The organism is Bacteroides sp. L008 (assembly GCF_040812255.1).
GTDB lineage: Bacteria > Bacteroidota > Bacteroidia > Bacteroidales > Bacteroidaceae > Bacteroides > Bacteroides vicugnae.
This window is the reverse complement of sequence record NZ_JBFNXO010000001.1, coordinates 4,814,444-4,837,571: the sequence shown is the minus strand read 5'-3', so window position 1 is coordinate 4,837,571 and position 23,128 is coordinate 4,814,444. Positions and strand designations below refer to the sequence as shown.

At 41.3% G+C, this 23,128-nt stretch carries 21 protein-coding genes; 14 read left to right on the top strand and 7 right to left on the bottom strand.

Annotated elements, in window-relative coordinates:
- Window positions 1-212: 212 nt before the first annotated feature.
- The 7 genes from AB3G73_RS18670 (at window position 213) to AB3G73_RS18640 (ending at window position 6,897) form a co-directional block, all read left to right on the top strand.
- Complete coding sequence (locus AB3G73_RS18670) at window positions 213-1,202, top strand: glycosyltransferase family 2 protein (protein WP_148364197.1); 990 nt, start codon at window positions 213-215, stop codon at window positions 1,200-1,202.
- Between the two features lie 305 nt (window positions 1,203-1,507).
- Complete coding sequence (locus AB3G73_RS18665) at window positions 1,508-2,317, top strand: glycosyltransferase family 2 protein (protein ID WP_148364198.1); 810 nt, start codon at window positions 1,508-1,510, stop codon at window positions 2,315-2,317.
- Between the two features lies 1 nt (window position 2,318).
- On the top strand, window positions 2,319-3,368 hold the full coding sequence (locus tag AB3G73_RS18660; RefSeq protein ID WP_148364199.1) for a histidinol-phosphate transaminase: 1,050 nt from the start codon (window positions 2,319-2,321) through the stop codon (window positions 3,366-3,368).
- Entirely contained in the window at window positions 3,365-4,096 is a 732-nt protein-coding gene (locus AB3G73_RS18655; protein WP_148364200.1) for an NTP transferase domain-containing protein, read from the top strand. Before AB3G73_RS18660 ends, AB3G73_RS18655 begins: the two co-directional genes overlap by 4 nt.
- 15 nt (window positions 4,097-4,111) lie before the next feature.
- Complete coding sequence (locus AB3G73_RS18650; protein WP_148364201.1) at window positions 4,112-4,924, top strand: phosphorylcholine transferase LicD; 813 nt, start codon at window positions 4,112-4,114, stop codon at window positions 4,922-4,924.
- Window positions 4,925-4,954: 30 nt separating this feature from the next.
- Entirely contained in the window at window positions 4,955-6,088 is a 1,134-nt protein-coding gene (locus tag AB3G73_RS18645; protein WP_320974994.1) for a glycosyltransferase family 1 protein, read from the top strand.
- Window positions 6,085-6,897 carry an FkbM family methyltransferase gene (locus AB3G73_RS18640; protein ID WP_148364203.1) on the top strand — a complete coding sequence of 271 codons (813 nt, stop codon included), beginning with the start codon at window positions 6,085-6,087 and terminating at the stop codon, window positions 6,895-6,897. Before AB3G73_RS18645 ends, AB3G73_RS18640 begins: the two co-directional genes overlap by 4 nt.
- A 4-nt stretch (window positions 6,898-6,901) precedes the next feature.
- Here the strand turns inward: AB3G73_RS18640 and AB3G73_RS18635 are convergent, their stop codons facing one another.
- Window positions 6,902-7,813 (bottom strand): lipopolysaccharide kinase InaA family protein, encoded by a 912-nt coding sequence (locus AB3G73_RS18635; protein ID WP_148364204.1) that lies wholly within the window; start codon window positions 7,811-7,813, stop codon window positions 6,902-6,904.
- A 231-nt stretch (window positions 7,814-8,044) separates the two neighbouring features.
- Here AB3G73_RS18635 and AB3G73_RS18630 point away from each other — a divergent pair, with 231 nt between their 5' ends.
- Window positions 8,045-9,103 (top strand): glycosyltransferase family 9 protein, encoded by a 1,059-nt coding sequence (locus AB3G73_RS18630; RefSeq protein ID WP_217723339.1) that lies wholly within the window; start codon window positions 8,045-8,047, stop codon window positions 9,101-9,103.
- Here AB3G73_RS18630 and AB3G73_RS18625 read toward each other — a convergent pair.
- From AB3G73_RS18625 to AB3G73_RS18615, 3 genes are read right to left on the bottom strand one after another with little or no spacing between them, the layout of a single operon-like run.
- Window positions 9,086-10,162 carry a glycosyltransferase family 4 protein gene (locus AB3G73_RS18625; RefSeq protein ID WP_367745351.1) on the bottom strand — a complete coding sequence of 359 codons (1,077 nt, stop codon included), beginning with the start codon at window positions 10,160-10,162 and terminating at the stop codon, window positions 9,086-9,088. The genes AB3G73_RS18630 and AB3G73_RS18625 overlap by 18 nt on opposite strands.
- Window positions 10,163-10,219: 57 nt before the next feature.
- The gene (locus tag AB3G73_RS18620; RefSeq protein ID WP_148364207.1) at window positions 10,220-11,251 is read right to left on the bottom strand and encodes a glycosyltransferase family 9 protein; all 1,032 of its coding nucleotides are present in this window, start codon (window positions 11,249-11,251) and stop codon (window positions 10,220-10,222) included.
- 3 nt (window positions 11,252-11,254) lie between these two features.
- Window positions 11,255-11,860 carry a DUF4254 domain-containing protein gene (locus tag AB3G73_RS18615; RefSeq protein ID WP_004324325.1) on the bottom strand — a complete coding sequence of 202 codons (606 nt, stop codon included), beginning with the start codon at window positions 11,858-11,860 and terminating at the stop codon, window positions 11,255-11,257.
- Window positions 11,861-11,977: 117 nt separating this feature from the next.
- Here AB3G73_RS18615 and pdxB point away from each other — a divergent pair, with 117 nt between their 5' ends.
- Complete coding sequence (gene pdxB, locus AB3G73_RS18610; RefSeq protein ID WP_217723344.1) at window positions 11,978-13,018, top strand: 4-phosphoerythronate dehydrogenase PdxB; 1,041 nt, start codon at window positions 11,978-11,980, stop codon at window positions 13,016-13,018.
- Here the strand turns inward: pdxB and AB3G73_RS18605 are convergent.
- Window positions 13,015-13,638: a phosphoribosylglycinamide formyltransferase gene (locus AB3G73_RS18605; protein ID WP_217723346.1), complete on the bottom strand. Its 624-nt coding sequence runs from the start codon at window positions 13,636-13,638 to the stop codon at window positions 13,015-13,017. The two genes, pdxB and AB3G73_RS18605, sit on opposite strands and share 4 nt — an antisense overlap.
- 98 nt (window positions 13,639-13,736) lie before the next feature.
- Here AB3G73_RS18605 and AB3G73_RS18600 point away from each other — a divergent pair, with 98 nt between their 5' ends.
- The 3 genes from AB3G73_RS18600 to rnc are packed head-to-tail and all read left to right on the top strand — an operon-like array spanning window position 13,737 to window position 16,173.
- Window positions 13,737-13,973 carry an acyl carrier protein gene (locus tag AB3G73_RS18600; RefSeq protein ID WP_002558672.1) on the top strand — a complete coding sequence of 79 codons (237 nt, stop codon included), beginning with the start codon at window positions 13,737-13,739 and terminating at the stop codon, window positions 13,971-13,973.
- A 15-nt stretch (window positions 13,974-13,988) separates the two neighbouring features.
- Window positions 13,989-15,251, top strand: coding sequence for a beta-ketoacyl-ACP synthase II (gene fabF, locus AB3G73_RS18595; RefSeq protein WP_148364210.1), 1,263 nt, complete (start codon window positions 13,989-13,991; stop codon window positions 15,249-15,251).
- Window positions 15,217-16,173, top strand: coding sequence for a ribonuclease III (gene rnc / locus AB3G73_RS18590; protein WP_148364211.1), 957 nt, complete (start codon window positions 15,217-15,219; stop codon window positions 16,171-16,173). The genes fabF and rnc overlap by 35 nt, the downstream gene beginning before the upstream one ends.
- Here the strand turns inward: rnc and AB3G73_RS18585 are convergent.
- Entirely contained in the window at window positions 16,115-17,125 is a 1,011-nt protein-coding gene (locus AB3G73_RS18585; RefSeq protein ID WP_148364212.1) for an ATP-dependent 6-phosphofructokinase, read from the bottom strand. The genes rnc and AB3G73_RS18585 overlap by 59 nt on opposite strands.
- Before the next feature lie 137 nt (window positions 17,126-17,262).
- Between AB3G73_RS18585 and AB3G73_RS18580 the strand changes: the two genes are divergently transcribed.
- Complete coding sequence (locus tag AB3G73_RS18580) at window positions 17,263-18,789, top strand: GH3 auxin-responsive promoter family protein (protein ID WP_367745350.1); 1,527 nt, start codon at window positions 17,263-17,265, stop codon at window positions 18,787-18,789.
- Window positions 18,790-19,042: 253 nt separating this feature from the next.
- On the opposite strand, the gene mnmA is transcribed toward AB3G73_RS18580, so the two are convergent.
- Entirely contained in the window at window positions 19,043-20,200 is a 1,158-nt protein-coding gene (mnmA, locus tag AB3G73_RS18575) for a tRNA 2-thiouridine(34) synthase MnmA (RefSeq protein ID WP_258979019.1), read from the bottom strand.
- 53 nt (window positions 20,201-20,253) lie between these two features.
- Between mnmA and AB3G73_RS18570 the strand changes: the two genes are divergently transcribed.
- A complete protein-coding gene (locus tag AB3G73_RS18570) occupies window positions 20,254-23,091 on the top strand; it encodes a DEAD/DEAH box helicase (RefSeq protein ID WP_148364215.1) in 2,838 nt (945 codons plus the stop codon).
- The last annotated feature ends 37 nt before the right edge of the window (window positions 23,092-23,128 follow it).

Below are 23,128 nucleotides of genomic sequence, written 5' to 3'. Positions count from 1 at the left end.
AAACATAATATTCAGAACAAAGGTAATGAAAATAATCCAAAGTTTTATTCTAATGAAATTATTCTTTTCTATTATAGCGCAAGCTCGGGATAAGAAATCAATAAAAAACGAAATAACTTTCATCATTACGAATATTAAAGTAACTTTGTAATCACCTAATATTATTGTGTCATAATGAATTAAAGAAAAGTATGTGCTTAATAACTCTCTCAATGCCTATTTATAATGTAGAAAAATACATTAAACGTGCCTTGTTATCTGCATTAAACCAAACTTATCAAAAATTAGAGATTTTGATAGTAGACGATTTAGGACATGATAACAGTATGAATATAGTCCACCAACTTAAAAGCACACATCCTAGAGGTAACTGCATCCGTATAATTACGCATAAAAAAAATCTCGGTTTGGGAGGAACGAGAAACACAGCAATTGAATTTGCTCGAGGAAAATATCTATACTTTATGGATAGCGACGATGCTATTGTTCCTGATTGCATTGAAACCTTATATAATGTTATTTCACAAGAAAAAGTAGACTTTGTTGCAGCCGGAATCAATCAAATTGATGAAAATGAAAATTCACTCAAAATTACTAACTACCCTAATATAACACGAAAAGGTAAATTATGCATGGCTCAATATTTTTATGAAGAAAAAAATGATATATGGGTAACTACATGGAATAAATTATATAATCTTTCTTTTTTAAAAGAATTTCATATTCATTTTTTGGAACACGTGTACCACGAAGACATAGTAATGCATGCTATGCTCGCTTTAAATACCAGATCATTTACCTTAACTAACCGAACAACTTATCTTTATAATTGCAAGAGAGAAGATTCTATTACAAATATGGGGCAAGGCTACACCTTAAAGCATCTAAATGATCTTACCATAGTTTTTAGTGAAATCAGGAGATTAATACAAGCAGACAACAACCTTAGCAAACATCTTCAAAAAGAAATAAACTTATATTATTTATTTGAAATTTATCATCGATACCTACCAGCGATGTACTCGAACATAAAAAGGGTTGACTTAATAAAAGGATTAGCAAGGCTCTCTCAAAACTGTATCCCTCCTATTTTGGAAACCCGACTAACCCTCAAATCTATAAAACGCTTTTTGTTCCTAAAGCTTCCCTTTAGCATTCAGTATCTAATTAAAAGTCATAAATACAAAAATGACAGAACCTAGGCGGGAAAACTATCAACAAACAGTATATTATAAGAAGTTTCTTAGAAAACATCATTTTCATTTACTAAATTTACAGTCCTATACCTCTTGAAGACGTGGAAAAAACATCTCTTTATTCCTAATTTATCTTAGTTATTATAACAAACTGATAGCAAAGAAACGGATATTATTCTTAAAAAGAATGCTAACCCTCTAATGTTTAGCAAAAAAGCCTTTAACGCTTGTCACAACCAAATAAAATGTATACATTTGTAGAATTTTAGTGCAAGCCCCCTTAACTATTTAACTAACTTAGTAATAATTATATGAATAAACCAATGGCGAGCAACATAAGTACATCGCTAATTATATCCACCTATAATAGAAGCGACGCATTAGAATTATGCGTTAAAAGCGTGCTACGTCAATCTCTCCTTCCTAATGAAATTATCATTGCCGATGATGGTTCTAAAGAAGATACAAGAGAACTAATTCATCAATTGGCTGTTTCTTCCGAAGTCCCCATTATTCATGTTTGGCATGAAGATTTAGGTTTCAGACTGGCCTCCATCCGCAACAAAGCTATTGCGAAAGCATCTAAAGAATATATTATACAAATTGACGGAGATATCGTCTTACACAAAGATTTCGTCAAAGATCATGTACATTTTGCTAAAAAAGGCAGTTTCGTAACCGGTAGCCGTGTATTAATCCGGGAAGGTTTAACCCAAAAGATGCTAGCAGAAAGGAACTGTATTATCTCTATTCACGACAAAGGTACTAAGAATGCAATCAACGGAGTACATTTGCCTTGGCTAAGCCCACTACTTCAGCATTATCGCCAATGGGATATTTCATATTCCAGAGGATGCAATATGGCTTTCTGGAAAGAAGATTTATTAAAAGTCAATGGGTACAATGAAGCTATTACCGGATGGGGAAGCGAAGATCATGAATTAGTGTGCCGCCTTATCAACAGCGGTGTACGCAAGCGTACCATCAAATTTGCGGGAATTGTGTTCCATCTTCATCACGAACTACATGGAACAGATAATTTGAGCAACAACCGCAGCATTTTGAACGAAACGAAAGTCAGGAAACTAGCCTGGTGCGATAAAGGAATCATACAAAACTAATATGGAAAAGAATTTGAACTTTTTAGATCGAAACGAATTTAACTACAGTCCATCAAAAGAAGTAGTAGAAGCTTTAAAAAACTTCGATATAAATAAACTTTGTTTTTATACCCGCATTTATGATGAAGGAAAGAAAAGTATATTATCTGTTTTCTTATCCGAACTTTACGATATAGATGAAACACAAGTCTTATTAGGATACGGCGGAGAAGATATTCTGAAACAAGCCGTACACTACTTCCTGACTCAAGAAGATGGAAATAAAACGATGTTGATTCCCAAGTTCTCATGGTGGTATTATAAATCAATTGCAGATGAGGTGAATGGCCATACTTTGCAATATCCTCTCTACGAAGACGGAAATACTTTTAAATATGACTTTGAGACGCTAAAAGATATGATTCGGAAAGAGAATCCGAAGATTCTTTTACTAGCTTCTCCCAATAACCCTACCGGCAATGGTTTGACTCCGAAAGAATTGGATGAACTACTTGCAGAAGTACCCGGCCAAACAGTGGTATTGATAGACGAAGCATACGCTTCTTTTGTTTCAACTGATACCAGTTATATCAAAAAGCTGGTTAATAAATATCCGAATTTGATTATTTCCCGTACCTTATCTAAATTTTATGGATTGCCGGGTTTACGTATGGGATTCGGATTTATGAGTAAGGAGCTGGAAAAATTCAGCAGATACAGCAATAAATATCTGGGATACAACCGGATATCCGAAGATATCGCCATTGCGGCTCTTAAATCGGACGCACACTATCGAAACATCGCAAAACTGATGAACGAAGACCGTGAGCGTTACGAAAAGGAAATCGGCGTGTTGCCCGGATTCAAAGTATATGAATCGGTTGCCAACTTTATTTTAATCAAATACCCGATAGAGCTGAAAGAGGCTTTACAAAAGGCTTTTGCTGAACAGAGTTATAAAGTGAAATTTATGAATGAACCGGATATCAATACTCATTTGCGTATCACATTGGGTCGCCCAGAGCAGAACCGGATCGTTATAGATACAATCAAAGAAATCGCATCCAAATGAAAGCAATAATATTAGCCGCAGGAATAGCTTCACGCTTACGCCCGCTGACCGATACGACGCCCAAATGTCTTCTCAAGATAGGAGAACGATGCCTTTTGGAAAGGGCTTTTGATGCTCTGATACAAAATGGATTTGATGAATTCATCATTGTCACCGGGTATCGCCAGCAGCAAATCGTTGATTTCCTACAGGCACATTATCCAACCCAAGATATTACTTTCATCTATAATGACAGGTATGAATCAACCAACAACATCTATTCATTATGGCTCACCCGCCCATATACGGATGGGGAGGAAATTCTGTTATTAGACAGCGACATTGTATTCGATCCGCAGATTGTAGAGAAGCTGCTTCATTCGGATAAGGACGACATATTGGCACTGAATCGCCATGAGCTCGGAGCAGAAGAAATAAAAGTCATCGTGGACGACGCACAAAAGGTCGTGGAAATCAGCAAAGTCTGTTCGATATCCGATGCTATCGGAGAGTCCATCGGTATCGAAAAGATGTCAGCTGAATATACCAAGGCGCTATTCCGTGAACTGGAAATTATGATTACTACCGAAGGACTGGATAATATATTCTACGAACGGGCTTTTGAGAGACTGATTCCGCAAGGATATAGTTTTTACGTTATGGACACCACCGAGTTCTTCTCGGCCGAGCTGGACACAGTAGAGGACTTTCAACAGGCACAGAAGCTGATTCCATCCAGTCTTTATTAATTAAAATCAGATAAAATGGCTAATTACGACATCCGCCCTCTACAGCTTCGCATATTAAAGAACTTATTAGCTGTTGACAAAGTTTGCAAAGAACATAATCTGCGATATTACATCATGGCAGGCACCATGTTGGGAGCTGTACGCCACAAAGGATTCATCCCCTGGGATGATGACTTGGATATCGGAATGCCAAGAGCTGATTATGATTTACTAATGGCTAATGCCAAAGAATGGTTACCGGAACCTTACGAAGCGGTATGCGCCGAGAATGATAAGGAATATCCTCTTCCGTTCGCAAAGGTGCAGGATGCCAATACAACCTTAATCGAGCGTATGCATCTCAAATATCTGGGAGGTGTATATATTGATATATTTCCACTCGATGGAGTTCCGGAAAGCCGCATGGCGCAAAGAATGCATTTTGCGAAGTATGAGTTCTACAAACGAATACTTTACCTGATTCATCGTGATCCATACAAACATGGAAAAGGTCCCAGTTCATGGATACCGCTATTATGCAGAAAGTTTTTCACCCTTACCGGAACACAGGAAAGCATCAGGAAGGTAATGAAGAAATACGATTTCGACCAATGCGCATTAGTCTGCGATTATGATGACGGAATGAAAGGAATCATGTCGAAGGACATTCTGGGCACTCCTACTCCCATCCGGTTTGAAGATGAAGAAGTATGGGGAGTACAGAAATACGACACTTATCTGTCACAGAAATATGGAGATTACATGACCATACCTAAACAAAGTGGACAAAGACAACACAATTTCCATTATTTAGACTTGAATAAACCTTATCGGAATTTTGAAGTCTAAATTATAATCATATAAAGGTAAGAAGTAGAAATGAGAATAGGTTTTGACGGAAAACGTGCAGTACAGAATTTCACCGGTCTGGGTAATTATAGCCGCTATATAGTGGATATTCTATGCCAATTCGGTCCGGAGAATGAATATGTGCTGTATGCCCCCAAGAAACGGGAAAACAAGAGGCTGGACAAATTAACGAAGCAGTATCAGCAACTACAGCTTTCTTATCCCACTACTTCTTCCTGGAAAAAGTTAAGTCCATTGTGGCGAGTATGGGGAGTCACCCGCCAATTGGAAAAAGAAAAAATCGATATATTCCACGGGCTTAGTAATGAGCTGCCCCTGAATATTCATCAAAGCGAGGTAAAAAGTATTGTAACGATCCACGATCTGATCTTTCTGCGCTATCCGCAGTATTACCATTCGATCGACAGGAAAATATACACATACAAATTCCGTAAAGCCTGCGAAAATGCCGATAAAATCATTGCTATCAGCGAATGTACCAAGCGTGATATTATTGAGTTTTTCAGGATTCCCGCCGATAAGATAGAAGTTGTTTATCAGGGATGTGACCCTTCATTCATACATCCTGTAGCAGAAGAGAAGAAAAGAGAAGTCCGGGCTAAATATCAGCTACCGGATCACTATATCCTTAACGTAGGAAGTATTGAAGAACGCAAGAACGCCCTTTCAGCGGTGCAGGCACTAATGATGCTTCCTGAACAAATTCATCTCGTCATCGTAGGACGCCATACGGAATATACTGATAAGGTTGAACATTTCATTAAGGAGAATAAGCTGGAAGAAAGAGTGCATATCATCAGTAATGTTCCTTTTGATGATCTACCGGCTTTTTATCAGTTAGCAGAAATTTTTGTATACCCTTCCCGTTTTGAAGGTTTTGGTATTCCCATCATAGAAGCTCTGTACTCCGGTATTCCGGTAGTGGCCGCTACAGGATCTTGTCTGGAAGAAGCGGGAGGTCCCGATTCTATCTATGTACATCCTGACGATATCAAAGGAATGGCCGATGCCTTCAAACAGATATACACAGATCCCGAGAGAAAAAAGAACATGATTGAAAAGGGGCATTCTTTTGCCAAAAGATTCTCTGAAGAAAAGCAAGCGGAAGAGATCTTAAACATCTACAAGAAACTAATGAAATGAACGTACTTAAACATACAATAAAGAAATTTATATATGGCACTCTTCCATATTATTTCATGAAAGGGTATAAACCTGATTCACCCTATCTGAAATATTATGAGTATATTAAAAAACACGGGTATTCAAGACATTTGTATGAATTCAAAGATGAATATACAAATATGCCTGTCAATGTACAAAAGGATGAGAAAAAAGGCTTATACTATGTACAACAAGAAAAGAAACGGCTATATTTCAGAAAGAGTACTCCACCCAAGAAAATCCAAAAGTACTACAGGGCTTTGAGTATGGAGCAGGACAAGCGATCACCGCACCATTATTTCGATAGTGTAAAAGATGTCACAGGAAAAGTTTTTGTGGACATTGGTTGTGCCGAAGGATATTCTTCACTGGAAATCGTAGAAGAAGCCAAGCATATCTATTTGTTTGAGCAGGACGAACAATGGCTGGAGGCTATCAGAGCTACTTTCGAACCATGGCAGGATAAAGTTACAATCATACAGAAGTATGTGAGCGACCATAATTCTTCGAGAGAGCAAACTCTTGATGATTTCTTCAATAACCAGACGGATGAACATCTGTTTCTTAAAATGGATATAGAAGGAGCCGAACGGCACGCATTGACCGGATGCAAGAACTTATTTCAAAATTGCCAAAAGCTGGATTTTGCTATTTGCACATACCACTTGCGTGATGACGAAGAAGTTATCTCTACATTCCTGAACAAACACAACTGCGCATATATTAATCAAAAAGGTTTTTTCAGGCATAGAATCCGCAGTGTAGTGATGCGCGGAAGTAAGAGGTAATCAATCATTGATAATCAGCAGAAAGCAATTCACAATAATCATACTTGCACAAGTATGTATCATAGATATGCTTTTCCTTTTTCAATAAGAAACGTGAGATATGCGGCTCCCAAGAAAAGAATTTACGTACGGAACGGTATAAACGGAAGAATAAAATCAGGGATACAATATGCTTTTCTTTTTCTTTCCGTGCCGCACGACGATAAATGTAATGAGTAAAGAACTGATCGCTGTAACGAAGAGCCAGACTGACCGTAGATTCGATGTCCCATCCACGCAAAGAAGCATATTCTGTCATGATGTAAGTCAGTACCTCACGCGAAATACACAAACGGCACATATTACGGCATACCGTATCACAATCAATTTCCGATAGCAACTGCATGCGATTCACATCGACCAGGGAGAAACTGTATTCATTCGTTTCATTCTGATGGATCAGTATATTACCGGGAGAATAGTCTAAATGGAGGATACCTGCCTGATGCAAAGCAGCAGTGTAGCGTGCAAAAGCTGAAAGTTTGTCTTCATTCCCCTCCACCTTTCCATCCATCAGGGAACGGACAGTTTCGCCACCATCATAACAACAAATGTAATAGCTATGCGAGAGAAGACCATCTTGAAATTGCTCGATCATAGCCACTGGCTCCGGAGTGTCAAAACCATGCTGTTGGATCTCCATAGAATAAATATAGGAACGTTCTGCCTTCGACTGGCGGAAAAACGAATATACAACACGATTGATGATGTGGGGCTTTTTAAAGCTCTTCACCACAACATCAATGCTGCCCAAACTAATCCGTTTCAGAACATTACGACCATCGTACACCACATCTCCTTCGTTCTGGAAGGACCTCGGAACTTCTTCTATCTCCTTCTGCAAATGTGCGTACTTGGGATTTACAATCACTCTCATTACACTCTCCTATATAATCCTAATTACAAAGATTGAGCAAAGATAAAGAAATTAGGCCATATTCCGACTATATTTTTCTCTTTTCTCACAAAGATTGGCTAACTCTCTCCACATATAAGCAGCATCACGGTGGCTTTAATCGTTTTTTCTTTTTTCTTTTCATTTATATTTAGACATAAATGCTTTTTTTTAGTTATGTTTGCACGGTAAAAAGCATAAAGAAGTTTAAGCATGAAACCAATCAAAAGAATTCTGATTATTCGATTTAGACAAATAGGGGACTCTATTCTGGCTGTTGCATTGTGCAGCACACTGAAAAAAAGCTTTCCCGATGCGGAGATACACTTCGTGCTTAATAAAAATATTGCTCCACTCTATGAGGGGCATCCGGACATAGACAAAGTCATTACATTTGACAAGAATGAGAATAAGCCGTTCACTGCATATATAAAAAAAATATGGCAGGTAATGCACCAAAATAAATACGATGTAATCATCGATATGCGTTCTACCATCCGGACTCTTTTTTTCTCTCTTTTCTCATTAAAAACTCCTTTTCGGATAGGACGTATCAAAGGATATACCCGTTTTCTACTGAACTACCGCACAGATACTTACAGCAAGAATCTGACAACTGATATGGTACAACGCAACCTGTTACTTGCAGCACCATTAGAGAAGATCAGACCTATTCAATACACAAAAGAATTCAAGTTATACCTGACTGACCGGGAGAAAGAAGATTTCCGATATTATATGGAAAAGGAAGGGATTGATTTTACACACCCCGTGTTATTAATAGGAGTCACAACCAAACTCATACATAAGAAATGGAATACGGAGTTCATGATAGCCACACTGAAAAGAATATTAGAGGAACACAAGGACATACAAATGATCTTCAACTACGCACCGGGGTACGAAGAAGAAGATGCCAGAAATATCTACAAGGAATTAGGATGTCCGGAACGCATCAAGATTGATATACAAGCTTCTTCATTACGACAACTGGCAGCACTTTGTGCCAACTGTTCATTTTACTTCGGGAACGAAGGAGGAGCCAGACACATCGCCCAGGCTCTTGGAGTTCCTTCATTTGCCATTTATTCACCAAGTGCGTCAAAATCAATGTGGTTACCCGCCAATTCCGTACTTGCCGAAGGAATTAGTCCTGACGACATTCTTCCGCCGGAACAGCAGGCAACATTAACCTATGAAGAGCGTTTTGCATTAATTACTCCCGAAAAGGTATACGGGCAATTGACTTCAATACTAAGGCAATTGAGCTAACTCCCGATACAAATCAAGGTAGGCTTGTATATGCTTCTCGTAACTGAATGAAGCGGCATGTTCCTTGATTTTTTCCAAGCGCTCCTTGTCTTTATAAAAATCAGGTAGATGCTCCCGGATACTTTGCACCATAGATTCTGTATCCAAATGCTCCCACATGATAGCGTGTCCATTACAAACTTCCGGTAAACTAGTGCGATTAGCGGCAAATACAGCCTTCCCAAATTGCATAGCTTCCACCACCGGCAATCCAAAGCCTTCTCCCTCACTAGGAAACAGGAATGCCTCACAGTTCCGATATAACCATATCTTCTCGTTTTGAGAGATAACATCCGTCAAGAAGACATTAGTAAGCTGATTCTCACGAATCAGATTGCGCACTTCTTCAGCATAAGCAAAATGAGCATCTCCACAAATATATAGATCATATTCCGGAAAATGACGCATTACGTCAACCAAGAGATGGAAGTTCTTTTTTCTACGGATTTGTCCAATCGTAAAAAAGAAAGGACGCCCTGTAGCAAACGACGGTTTTGTTCCTTCCAGTGCATCAATCCTCTCCACTCCATTATAGATGACCCGTACCTCTTTCCCTTTCAAATCTACATGCTGTCGAATGACATCTGCCACATAATGAGAGATCGTAGTCACGACCGCTGCCTTATTGACCTTATTCTGCATCCGGCGAAGATACATTTTCGCCTTCCAGGGCTTTTTCTCGGTTAAGAAATTAAAGTCATGTATAGTAAAGATAAATTTTGTACCACCGGCAATACGCAACAACTTGCGCTGTTGATTCACTGCATGCCATACATCTACCTTGGGAAGGGTAAAAGGAAGAAACTTATTGATACGACGTACCGGAACAGAAGTCACATTCGGGCCAAATTCCTGCATATATTTCTGCCGCAATAAATATACAAAATGAAGATCTTCTACCGGCATAGACGAAAAGGCGGTTGCATAGTTGGCCGCAATCTGCCCGAAGCCGGCTGTGAGACTACCATAATTCGTAAGATCTATCAGTACTTTTTTCTTTCGTTGTATCTCTTTCATCATTATTTGATTCTACGCTCTTTCGGCTCAATAAACAGCTAATTTGAACTTCAGCAAGGATTAATCTACAATCCCTTCTATTTTCGCAATGACCTGCTCCGGTTTTATATCCCTCAGGCAGGCATAATCACCTCGCCAGCAAGGCTTCTGTCCATATACGGAACAGGGGCGGCATGACAAATCGAGTTGTACGGTATTGACCGGCAATTGTTTCCAGCCCATAAAACCGGCATAAGGATGGGTGGCTCCCCAAATAGAGACAACCGGAATATTGACCAAGGATGCCAAATGCATGTTGGCAGAATCCATTGAAAGCATCACATCCAGATGGCTCATCAGATTCAGCTCGGTACGCATATTCAGTTTACCGATCATTGAAACAACAGAAGGATATTTAGCAATCCATGCATCAAATACGTCCTGTTCGCTTTTACCACCTCCAAAAAGGAAAACCTTTACTTTGGGGTTGGCAGCAAAATGTGCTATAACTTGCTCTTGCAGTTCTAACGGATAAATCTTACCTGCATGTTTGGCAAAAGGAGCTATACCAATCCACTTCTGGTCTTCTTTAGGTCCTGTGACTGGTTCTATTTCCGCAAAGTTTCCTTTTCCTTCGCCATAAATGGAAGAGAAATTTAATAGTACCGGTAAACCTAGCTTCTCAAGTACATCGGCATAACGACGAAAAGAACTCTTCTGATTTTCCATCACCTTATCATGACGGCGAACCAGCTTCTTTTTGCCTGCCCTTCCTTTACAAATGGAAGCTACCGGTTTATTGGCAAGACGGAATCGCAAACATAAATACTTAGAACGAAGTACATGATGAAAATCAGCAATGTAATCAAAATGCATCGCTTTTAATTCCGAATAAAGGCTATTCAAGCCCCAAAATCCCTTGTGTTTGCCAGTTAAATCAGCTCCGACAAAACCCACATTGGCAGGCAACCCCTGAAAGAGCGGCTGCCATACAGCACGACTTAACACTGTTATTTCGTGCTGCGGGTATTGCACAGCCAGCGAATGTATTACCGGGATTGTCATGGCTACATCGCCAAGAGCTGAAAAACGAATAATGAGAATACGCGCCATTCGTTATTTTTTCGCATAAAGCACCGGATTTAATGCCGGGTCATTATACATCTTCATCTGTTTATATACTTTCATATATTTTCTTCCGGCCTCGATATCAGCCAGCAGCTGTTCAATAGCCGTAGAAAGGTCTTTGCGTTGTTCCAACAGGATATTCAACTTAGTCTGGCATTGAGCACGGTGTTCCTCGGTAGTATCCGTACGCTCCACCTCCTGCTGCATGTGGTAAATTTTCAATGCAAGAATTGACAGGCGGTCAATTGCCCATGCAGGGCTTTCCGTATTGATCGTTGCGTCAGAGAGAGGTTTTACCTCTTTGTATTTGTCTAAAAAGTAGCTATCAATTAATTCCACCAGATCCGTACGGTCCTGATTTGATTTATCAATTCTTCTTTTCAAGGCCAATGCTTCTACCGGATCAATCTGCGGGTCACGGATAATATCCTCAAAATGCCATTGCACGGCATCAATCCAGTTCTTTAGATATAAATAATACTCAATAGTTTTCAACTCGTAAGGATTGTTCATCGGAGCATCCACACTATCCGTCACATGGTAATCAGTTGTCGATTTCCAAAAAATCTCGTTGCAAAGGTTACTAAATGTCATAATCTTAACTAGCTAATAGATATATAATAGGGCAAATCTATGTAATATTTTTCAGACAAGCAACCGTTTCTTACTTTTTTATTTGTTACCTTTGTGGGTACAAAAGATGAATTGTATATGAAAATTATTATCGACAATAAAATACCTTATATAAAAGAGGCGGTTCAGAGAATAGCCGATGAGGTGGTTTATGCACCGGGTAAGGATTTCACCCCGGAGCTCGTACGAGATGCGGACGCTCTTATTGTCCGTACCCGCACACATTGCAACCGGGATTTATTGGAAGGTAGTCGAGTGAGATTCATAGCGACCGCAACCATAGGTTTCGACCATATTGATACGGAGTATTGCAAACAGGCAGGCATTGAATGGACGAATGCACCGGGATGTAACTCGGCTTCTGTCGCCCAATATATACAGTCATCGCTTCTGGTGTGGAAATCTTGCAGAAACAAAAAGCTAAATGAACTGACGATTGGAATCATAGGAGTAGGAAATGTCGGGAGTAAGGTAGCTAAAGTTGCCCAGGATTTTGGCATGCGTGTTTTATTGAATGATTTGCCACGGGAAGAAAAAGAAGGTGCAGAACGGTTCTCTTCACTAAAGAAAATAGCGGAAGAGTGTGACATCATCACTTTTCACGTACCTTTATATAAGGAAGGAAAATATAAAACGTTCCACCTGGCAGATGAAGATTTCTTTCAGTCACTCAAACGGAAGCCTGTTATTATCAATACCTCACGAGGAGAAGTCATCCAGACTGATGCTCTTTTAAAAGCCTTGAACAGCCGGATGATTTCGGATGCCATCATCGACGTATGGGAGCATGAACCGGAAATCAACCGTGATCTACTGGAAAAGGCATTTATCGGAACTCCTCACATTGCAGGTTACTCTGCAGATGGAAAAGCAAACGCCACACGTATGTCATTGGATGCTATCTGCAAATTCTTCCAAATAAAAGGGGATTATGAAATTAACGCACCCGCACCCGCCTCCCCCATTATTCACGCTAAAAACCACGAAGAAGCAGTCCTCCAAATGTATAATCCAACCGAAGACAGCAACCGGCTAAAAAATCAACCGGAGCTATTCGAAACCCTGCGCGGAGATTATCCTTTGCGGCGGGAAGAGAAAGCATACATTATTAAGTATTAGGTGTTACTTAATACCTGTTCTATGATTTTCGGGAAGTGTTCATATTCCAAAGCATGCACCTTTTTAGCTACATCACCCGGAGAATCAGTCGAAAGAACAGGGCAAGTAGCTTGAAAAATCGTATTTCCTTCGTCGTAATGCTCATTTATATAATGTATAGTGATACCGCTTTCTTTTTCACCGGCAGCTACCACTGCTTCATGCACTCGGTCGCCATACATTCCTTTACCTCCATACTTCGGCAGAAGAGCAGGATGTATATTTATAATTTTATCGGGATAAGCATGCAAAAGCAAATCCGGTACACGAACTAAGAAGCCGGCCAACACGACAAAATCAATGCGGTACTCCTGCAAAATAGCCAAAATTTCATCTCCGGCTATCCAATCCTCCTTTGGAAACACGTTAGAAGGCACTCCCAAGCGATGCGCACGTTCCAAAACATAGGCATCACTCTTATTAGAAAGTACCAACGAAACCTGAACGGAATCGTTTTTTTGGAAATACCGGATAATATTCTCAGCATTAGAGCCGGAACCGGAAGCGAAAATTGCGATGTTTTTCTTCATAACCCTCAAATTCGATGCACAAAACAGTGAAAAATGTGCAAAACATTGCATTTATTTAGTCAAATATTTGCGCAAAACGATAAATATTCATTCCTTTGCACCGCAAATTTAAAGAAATAAAACTAATTATTAATTAAAAACTTAAAGTTATGTCTGAAATTGCATCAAGAGTAAAAGCGATTATCGTTGATAAATTAGGCGTAGAAGAATCAGAAGTTACAACCGAAGCAAGCTTCACTAACGACCTGGGAGCAGATTCTCTTGACACTGTAGAACTTATCATGGAATTCGAAAAAGAATTCGGTATCTCTATTCCTGATGACCAAGCAGAAAAGATTGGTACTGTAGGTGATGCTGTATCTTATATCGAAGAACACGCTAAGTAATTCGATTTCATCAATATGGAATTAAAAAGAGTGGTAGTAACAGGCCTTGGCGCCATTACTCCCGTTGGCAATAGCGTTCCCGAATTTTGGGAAAACATTGTGAACGGGGTTAGTGGAGCAGGGCCTATTACTCATTTTGATGCGTCGTTATTCAAGACCCAATTCGCATGCGAAGTGAAAGACTTCGATGCAACGAAATACATAGACCGCAAAGAAGCAAGAAAGATGGACTTGTACACTCAGTATGCCATCGCTGTTGCCAAAGAAGCGGTAAGTGATTCGGGGCTTGACGTCGAGAAAGAAGACTTGAACAAAATCGGTGTTATTTTTGGCGCCGGTATTGGTGGTATACATACATTTGAAGAAGAGGTAGGCAACTACTACACTCGTCAGGAAATGGGTCCGAAGTTTAATCCGTTCTTCATTCCAAAGATGATTTCGGATATTGCAGCCGGACAGATTTCTATCATGTATGGTTTCCATGGTCCTAACTACGCGACTTGTTCAGCATGTGCTACTTCAACCAATGCCATTGCAGATGCCTTCAACCTGATTCGTTTGGGTAAAGCAAATGTAATTGTATCCGGTGGTTCGGAAGCAGCGATCTTCCCGGCAGGTGTAGGTGGTTTCAACGCTATGCACGCCTTGTCAACACGCAACGACGAAGCTTCTAAAGCTTCACGTCCGTTTAGCGCAAGCCGCGATGGTTTCGTTATGGGCGAAGGTGGCGGTTGCTTGATCCTGGAAGAACTGGAACACGCTAAAGCTCGTGGTGCAAAAATCTATGCAGAAGTTGCCGGTGTAGGTATGTCTGCAGATGCACATCACCTGACAGCTTCTCATCCGGAAGGTCTGGGAGCGAAATTGGTGATGAGAAATGCACTGGAAGATGCGGAAATGGATCCGAAAGAAGTAGATTATATCAATGTACACGGTACATCTACTCCGGTTGGTGATATTTCAGAAGCAAAAGCAATCAAGGAAGTATTCGGTGATCATGCGTTCGAGTTGAACATCAGTTCAACCAAATCAATGACAGGTCACTTGCTGGGAGCTGCCGGTGCGGTAGAATCTATTGCAAGCATCCTTGCCATCAAGAACGGCATTGTTCCTCCGACTATCAACCACGAAGAAGGTGACAACGACGAGAACATCGACTATAACCTTAATTTCACGTTCAACAAAGCACAGAAACGCGAAGTTAATGTTGCCTTGTCCAATACATTCGGATTTGGCGGTCACAATGCGTGCGTTATCTTCAAGAAATACGCAGAGTAATATCGTGTTACGTAACGAAATAGATAAGATAAGGCTCTTGTTCCGCAAGGATAGAGAGTCTTATCTTTGTTTTTACCGGATACTCGGATTCTACCCGCGCAATATCCAGCTTTATGAGCAGGCTCTCCTGCACAAATCGACTTCTGTCCGCTCCGACAAGGGACGTCCCCTCAACAATGAACGGCTGGAGTTTTTAGGTGACGCCATCCTCGACGCCATCGTGGGAGATATTGTCTACAAACGTTTCGAAGGGAAACGGGAAGGTTTCCTGACCAATACACGTTCCAAGATTGTACAACGGGAAACGTTGAACAAGTTGGCCGTTGAAATCGGCTTGGACAAGCTCATCAAGTATTCCACCCGCTCCTCCTCTCACAATAGCTATATGTACGGAAATGCTTTTGAAGCGTTTATCGGAGCTATTTATCTGGATCAGGGATATGAACGTTGCAAGCAGTTTATGGAGCAACGGATCATTAACCGTTATATCGACCTGGAGAAAATATCCCGAAAAGAGGTTAACTTCAAATCCAAACTTATCGAGTGGAGTCAAAAGAACAAAATGGAGGTTTCCTTTGAATTAATAGAGCAGTTTCTCGATCATGACAGCAATCCTGTATTCCAAACCGAAGTACGCATTGAAGGACTTCCGGCAGGAACAGGTACGGGGTATTCCAAGAAGGAGTCTCAACAGAATGCCGCCCAGATGGCTATAAAGAAAGTAAAGGAGCCTACATTTATATCAACTATCGAAGAGATCAAAGCACAACATTCTGCAACTGCTGCTGAACCGGAAAATATTTCAGAAGAAAACATCCTCGTCGATGAGATTTCCACAATGCAGGACGCAGAAGCTCCGGAGTCTAACCAAAGCAAATCCCCATGCGACGACCCTGAATCACCAAATCGTGATCTTCAGTAACTAATTTCAGTTTTCCTGCAACTTCTTCAAGAGGGATAGATGCTATATCATCCCCTTTTAAAGTCACCATACGCCCGAATTGGCCATTGGCTATCAATTCTGTTGCATGCCCGCCCATGCGGGTAGAAAGATTGCGGTCGAAAGGAGTAGGCGAACCACCACGCTGGATATACCCCAAAACTGTTTCGCGGGTTTCTATACCGGTTTCATATTCAATTTCCTGCGCGATATATTCAGCAGCACGTTTACGCCCGTCAGTCTGAATACCTTCCGCTACCACTACAATAGAATAGGGTTTGCCTTTCTTTAGTCTTTCCAGAATCGTATTGCCGATATTCTTAATGTCATAAGCAATTTCTGGGACGAGAATCACATCCCCTCCTCCTGCCATACCGGAATACAAAGCAATCCAACCCGCTTTATGCCCCATCACTTCAATCACCATCACCCTTTTATGAGAACTTGCGGTAGAATGTAGACGGTCAATGGCATCAGTAGCAATACTTACCGCCGAATCGAAACCAAAAGAGATGTCCGTGCCCCAAATATCATTATCAATGGTTTTAGGAACAGATACGATGTTAACTCCCATTGCAGCAAACTTGGCTGCGGTCTTCTGTGTTCCATTTCCACCGATACAAACGATACAATCCAGTCCCATTTCACGGATATTCTGAAGAATTAAAGACGGTTTGTCAACATCCGAGACAACACCTCCTTTTTTGAAAGGCTTCTCGCGAGAGGTTCCCAACATCGTTCCACCCAAATTCAGCAGACCGGAAAGCGACTTGTCTGTAATAGATTCGACATCTTTGGTCAGCAAGCCCTGAAAACCGCTGTGAATGCCTATCACTTCCATCCCATAATAATTGATGGCAGTTTTGCACACGCCACGAATGGTGGCATTGATGCCGGGACAGTCCCCGCCGGATGTTAAGATTCCAATTCTCATTGTCGCATTTTTTAGTCTAAAACTCGGGTATTCTATGGAAGTCGTCAATTTTTAACGATTATTTCCGTCGTAAAGATAGAAAAAAAAGATAAATAAGTTACTTTTGCACGACTAAACATTATTATGTTAAAGCAGAAATGAATATTACAAAAATTATTAGTAAGACTTTCGATTCCCGTTTAAAACAGATAGACCTATATGCTAGTCAGGCTAGTGAGATACAGCATCGTGTGTTAAGCCGCTTAATACACCAGGCCGCTCAGACTGAATGGGGAAGAAAGTACAATTACTCCTCTATCCGTAACTATGAAGACTTCCGGAAACGTGTTCCTATCCAAACATACGAAGAAATCAAACCTTATGTAGAACGTTTGCGAGCCGGGGAACAGAATCTGCTTTGGCCATCGGAGATACGCTGGTTTGCAAAATCCTCCGGAACGACTAATGATAAAAGTAAATTCCTTCCTGTCAGCAAAGAGGCACTGGAAGACATTCATTACAGAGGAGGAAAAGATGCGGCAGCTCTTTATTTCCGCATCAATCCGGATAGCCATTTTTTCTCCGGCAAGGGACTGATTCTTGGAGGTAGCCATAGTCCGAACCTCAACTCCAACCATAGTTTAGTAGGAGATTTATCCGCTATTCTGATTCAAAATGTGAATCCGCTTATCAATTTCATTCGTGTACCCAGCAAGAAAATTGCATTGATGAGCGAATGGGAAACCAAAATAGAAGCAATCGCCAACAGCACTATTCCGGTAAATGTGACAAGTTTGTCCGGCGTACCGTCATGGATGCTCGTACTTATCAAACGTGTTCTCGAAAAGACAGGAAAACAGACTTTGGAAGAAGTATGGCCCAATCTGGAAGTTTTCTTCCACGGTGGAGTGGCTTTCACTCCTTATCGTGAGCAATACAAGCAGGTGATTCAAACACCGAAGATGCATTATGTTGAGACTTATAATGCTTCTGAAGGATATTTCGGAACTCAAAACGACCTCTCCGATCCTGCCATGTTATTAATGATCGACTATGGAATCTTCTACGAGTTTGTTCCGCTGGAGGAAGTAGGAAAAGAAAGTCCACGGGTTTACTGCCTTGAAGAAGTCGAGCTCAACAAAAACTATGCAATGGTTATTTCTACTTCTTGCGGTTTATGGAGATACATGATTGGTGATACGGTGAAGTTTACCAGCAAGAATCCCTATAAGTTTGTCATCACAGGAAGAACAAAGCATTTCATCAACGCATTTGGCGAAGAACTGATTGTCGATAACGCTGAAAAAGGATTGGCAAAGGCTTGTGCCGAAACCGGAGCGCAAGTTAGTGAATACACCGCGGCACCTGTGTTTATGGATGAGAATGCAAAATGCCGGCACCAGTGGTTAATAGAGTTCGCTAAGATGCCGGATTCAGTAGAAAAATTTGCAGCGATACTTGATGCCACACTAAAGGAGGTTAATTCCGATTATGAGGCGAAACGATGGAAAGATATAGCCCTGCAACCATTGGAAGTGATCGTTGCCCGTGAGGGATTATTCCATGATTGGCTGGCACAGAAAGGAAAGCTGGGAGGACAACACAAAGTTCCCAGATTAAGTAATACGCGCGAATATATAGAAACAATGCTAGCGCTGAATGACAGTATTCCTTCGGAAGAATAACCAAAAACCAAGACATAACCGACACAAGTATCTTTATTACAGAGATTGCTTGTACAAGGAAGGTATTTCGAAGCAGAAGCACCATTCTAGTATCTTTTAGGCACGGATTACGCGGATTACACGGACAAGTTTATTCTCTTTCCATGTTCATCCGTGTAATCCGCGTAATCCGTGCCTAATCTTTGTCAGTCAATAAGCTAAATTTCGTTTTGACTCACCCCTGTCAGACGAATCACCTTCCCCCATATAAAGATTACCGGGCATTGACTATTATCCCTCCTCCCAATAATAAACCATCTTTATAGAATGCGGCAGCTTGTCCCGGAGCAATGGCGGTTAAAGGCTCATGAAGTTGCACATGTAGTAGATGATCCGGTGTAATGGTAATCGTAGCATGGTTTTCCTGTTTGCGATACCGTATTTTCACAATGATGTCAGAATGCCCTAAAGTACGCTCCTGATTGACAAGATTCCAGTCTTTCAGCCACATTTCTGTTTTCTCCAGAGCTGAAAGAGAAGCTAATACCACTTCGTTCTTTTCAGGATTAATCTCTTTCACAAATACGGGACGGTTCAAATGAATGCCCAAGCCACGTCTCTGTCCAATGGTATAAAAAGGATAGCCCTCATGCCAGGCAATAAAATCTCCCTTTTCATCGACAAATCTTCCTCGTTTCACTTTATTGAGTCCTGCCTGACTGCTTCCAACCAATCTCTGACAATCTTCAACCAATGATTGACCCTCTTCCATCATCAGCTTTTCCCCTGCCAATACCACACTATTTTGAGCCAACCAGTTTTTCAGAAAAGTCCGATAGTCCATTGGGCAAAAACAAACGCCTATACTGTCCTTTTTAGTTGCCACCTTCCGGAACCCATGTTCGGCAGCCCAGGCACGGGCTTCCACTTTCGTAATATTTCCCATCGGCAAGAGCATCCTGCAAAGAATATCTTGTTTCAATCCCCATAGAAAGAAAGTTTGATCCTTATCCGAGTCGGCAGCGTATGTTATATAAAAGGTATTATTTAGTTGTATATTCTGCGCGTAATGCCCGGTAGCGATATAGAAAACACCCATTTCATCGGCAATTCTAGCAAGCAGAGGCCATTTCAGATAATTATTGCACAATGTACAAGGGACTGGAGTCCGTCCTGCCAGATACTCCTGCACAAAATAGTCAATAATCTGCTTACTGAATATTTCACGGGCATCGTACGTTATATGCCGTATTCCTAAACGTTCTGCCAGATTACGGGCATCTTCCAGATACTCTGTCGAGCCATTCAGTTCATAAAAACGAAAGGTTACTCCGATTACTTCATAACCGGCTTCCAACAATCGCATAGCAGCAACAGAACTATCTGTACCGCCGCTCATTCCAAGCAATACTCGTTTGTTTTCCTCCATCATGCTGCAAAATTAAGTATTTTCCCGTATCTTTGTCTGTTAAAGCCTAAAAGAGAATGAAAGAGAGACCAACTAACGGACAAGTTATAATCGTTTTCACAGAGCATCCGATACTCGGCATATTGCTGATTCCCTATATTGCGGAAAGGCTGGACGATGGAACCTTGCAATTGGTGGAACAAGCATTTCATGCCTCTCCCGAAGCTATGAGCAAGATGAGTGAGGCAGAAAGACAAGCTATTCATATCGCCTCTTATTATACAGAGAAGCATCTAATGAGCGTTTACTCCCGCGAAAAAACAGTATCGCGTTTTCTACATAAGTTATCCGAAGATCCGGAACGAATTAAAAATGATATCCGTCCGTCTATCGAAAAGAAACTGTTGGAGATGCTGGCACTGATACGGGACAATGGACTGCCTTTTTATCAGAAACAAGCCGGCAGTAAAATACTATACGCCCATCATGCCTATCACATAAATCCTCATAATGCAGAAATTCGCGTAACGTTTCATGTTGACAATAAAACGTTCCGTTATCAGTTGCAGTGCTATTATGAAGGGCAGCCATTCTCTTTGAGTGAGTTGAAACCTGTGGTTGTACTGACTTCCTCGCCGACGACGCTATTATTGGGAATGGAGCTATACTTCTTTCCGCACATTGAAAGTGCACGTATCTTACCTTTCACAAAGAAAAGATCGATCAGCGTAGACGCTTCCCAAATTGAAAAATACATAGATAACATTGTCATCCCGATTGCACGCTATCACGAAATCGAGGCTCACGGTTTGAGTATGATGGAAGAAAAATGTACTTGTGAAGCAATTCTCTCATTCGAAGACACGACGTACAACGGACAAGCATTGCAGCTTGGTTTCCGTTATGGAGATCAGACATTTACACCGGATAGCGCCCTTGAAATGAAGAAAATCGTCTATCGGAAATCCGGTGGGATCTTCTTTTTTCGCCGGAACATTACTGCTGAAAAACAAGCCGTTCAGCTCTTAACGGATGCAGGCCTGCAACAACTCAATGATACACATTTCAGCCTATCCCCCGAAGCTCCGGAAAAAACGATTGTCGAATGGATCAACAGCCATCGGGAGATGTTGCAGCAGTCCTTCCATCTCACCAGCAATATGGGAAACACACCTTATTGCCTGGACGAGATACGCATCGAGCAAAGTTGCGACGATGAGGTCGACTGGTTTGAATTGCGCATCACCGTTGTTATCGGTAATCTGCGTATTCCTTTTTCACGTTTCCGCAAACATATCCTGGAAGAAAAGAGAGAGTATCTGCTACCCGATGGCCGCATGATTCTCCTGCCAGAGGAATGGTTCAGCAAATATGCGAATTTATTAGAGATAGGAATTCAAACGGAAAAAGGAATCCGCTTGAAACATACATTTGCAGGTGCTGCACAAACTGCCTTAAGTGAAGAGGAATTAAAGAAATTTCCGGTGAAGCAACAGATACAAAATGTTGCCGTACCCAGAAAACTCAAAGCAACGTTACGTCCCTATCAGCAGAAAGGATTCTCATGGATGGTACACTTGCACAAACAAGGATTTGGCGGATGCCTGGCAGATGACATGGGACTTGGGAAGACACTTCAAACTCTCACTCTATTACAGTATATATATAAGCCATCTACTCCCAAGCAACCGGCTACCCTGATCGTTGTCCCCACATCGCTACTTCATAACTGGCGACGGGAAGCCAAACGCTTTACAGCGCTCTCGATGACGGAATACAACAACACCGTGGCTATAGACAAGGAACGACCGGAAAAATTCTTCGGTCATTTTCACTTGATCTTTACGACGTATGGTATGATGAGGAATAACATTGATATACTCTGCTCATACCGTTTCGAATACATCGTGCTCGATGAAAGTCAGAATATCAAAAATAGTGAATCGCTCACCTTCCGGTCAGCCATTCGACTACAAAGTAAACACCGGCTTGTGCTTACAGGTACTCCCATCGAAAACTCATTAAAGGACCTGTGGGCTCAATTTCACTTCATACAACCAGACTTACTGGGCACGGAAAGTGCTTTCCAAAAGCAGTTTATAATGCCGATTCGTCAGGGGAATACCCGTGCAAAAGTATTATTGCAGCAGCTGACAGCCCCATTTATCCTCCGTAGAAGCAAGAAAGAGGTAGCTCCGGAACTTCCGGCACTTACCGAAGAGACCATCTACTGCGACATGACTGAAGAACAGAACACTTGTTACGAACAGGAGAAAAACAGCCTGCGTAACATCCTTCTTCAGCATCCTCAAAGTACCGACAGGCTTCATTCGTTTAGTGTATTAAATGGCATCTTACGTTTACGACAACTATCCTGCCACCCGCAACTTATCCTTCCCGACTATACCGGAACATCCGGAAAAACGGCACAGATAATCGAAACATTCGATACGCTACAGAGCGAAGGCCACAAAGTTTTAATTTTCTCCTCATTCGTCAGGCATCTGGAGGTGCTCGCCGAAGCTTTCCACGAACGGGGTTGGAAATATGCCTTATTAACAGGAACGACCAACAACCGCCCTTCCGAAATCGCCCATTTCACCGATCAAAAAGATGTCCAGGCATTCCTGATTTCACTAAAGGCAGGAGGCGTGGGACTTAATCTGACTCAAGCCGACTATGTATTTATCATAGATCCCTGGTGGAATCCTGCCGCCGAATCGCAGGCGATCGCCCGCGCCCATCGTATCGGGCAGGACAAGCAAGTGATTGCTTACCGCTTCATTACCCAAAACAGTATCGAAGAAAAGATTCTTCACCTACAAGATGAGAAACGGAAACTGGCGGAAACATTTGTTGCCGATAGTGAGCCATTGCCTATGTTAAGCAACGAGCAATGGGTAGACCTGCTCTAATAATACATAAGTCACAATCTATCACAGAGGCGTGTAA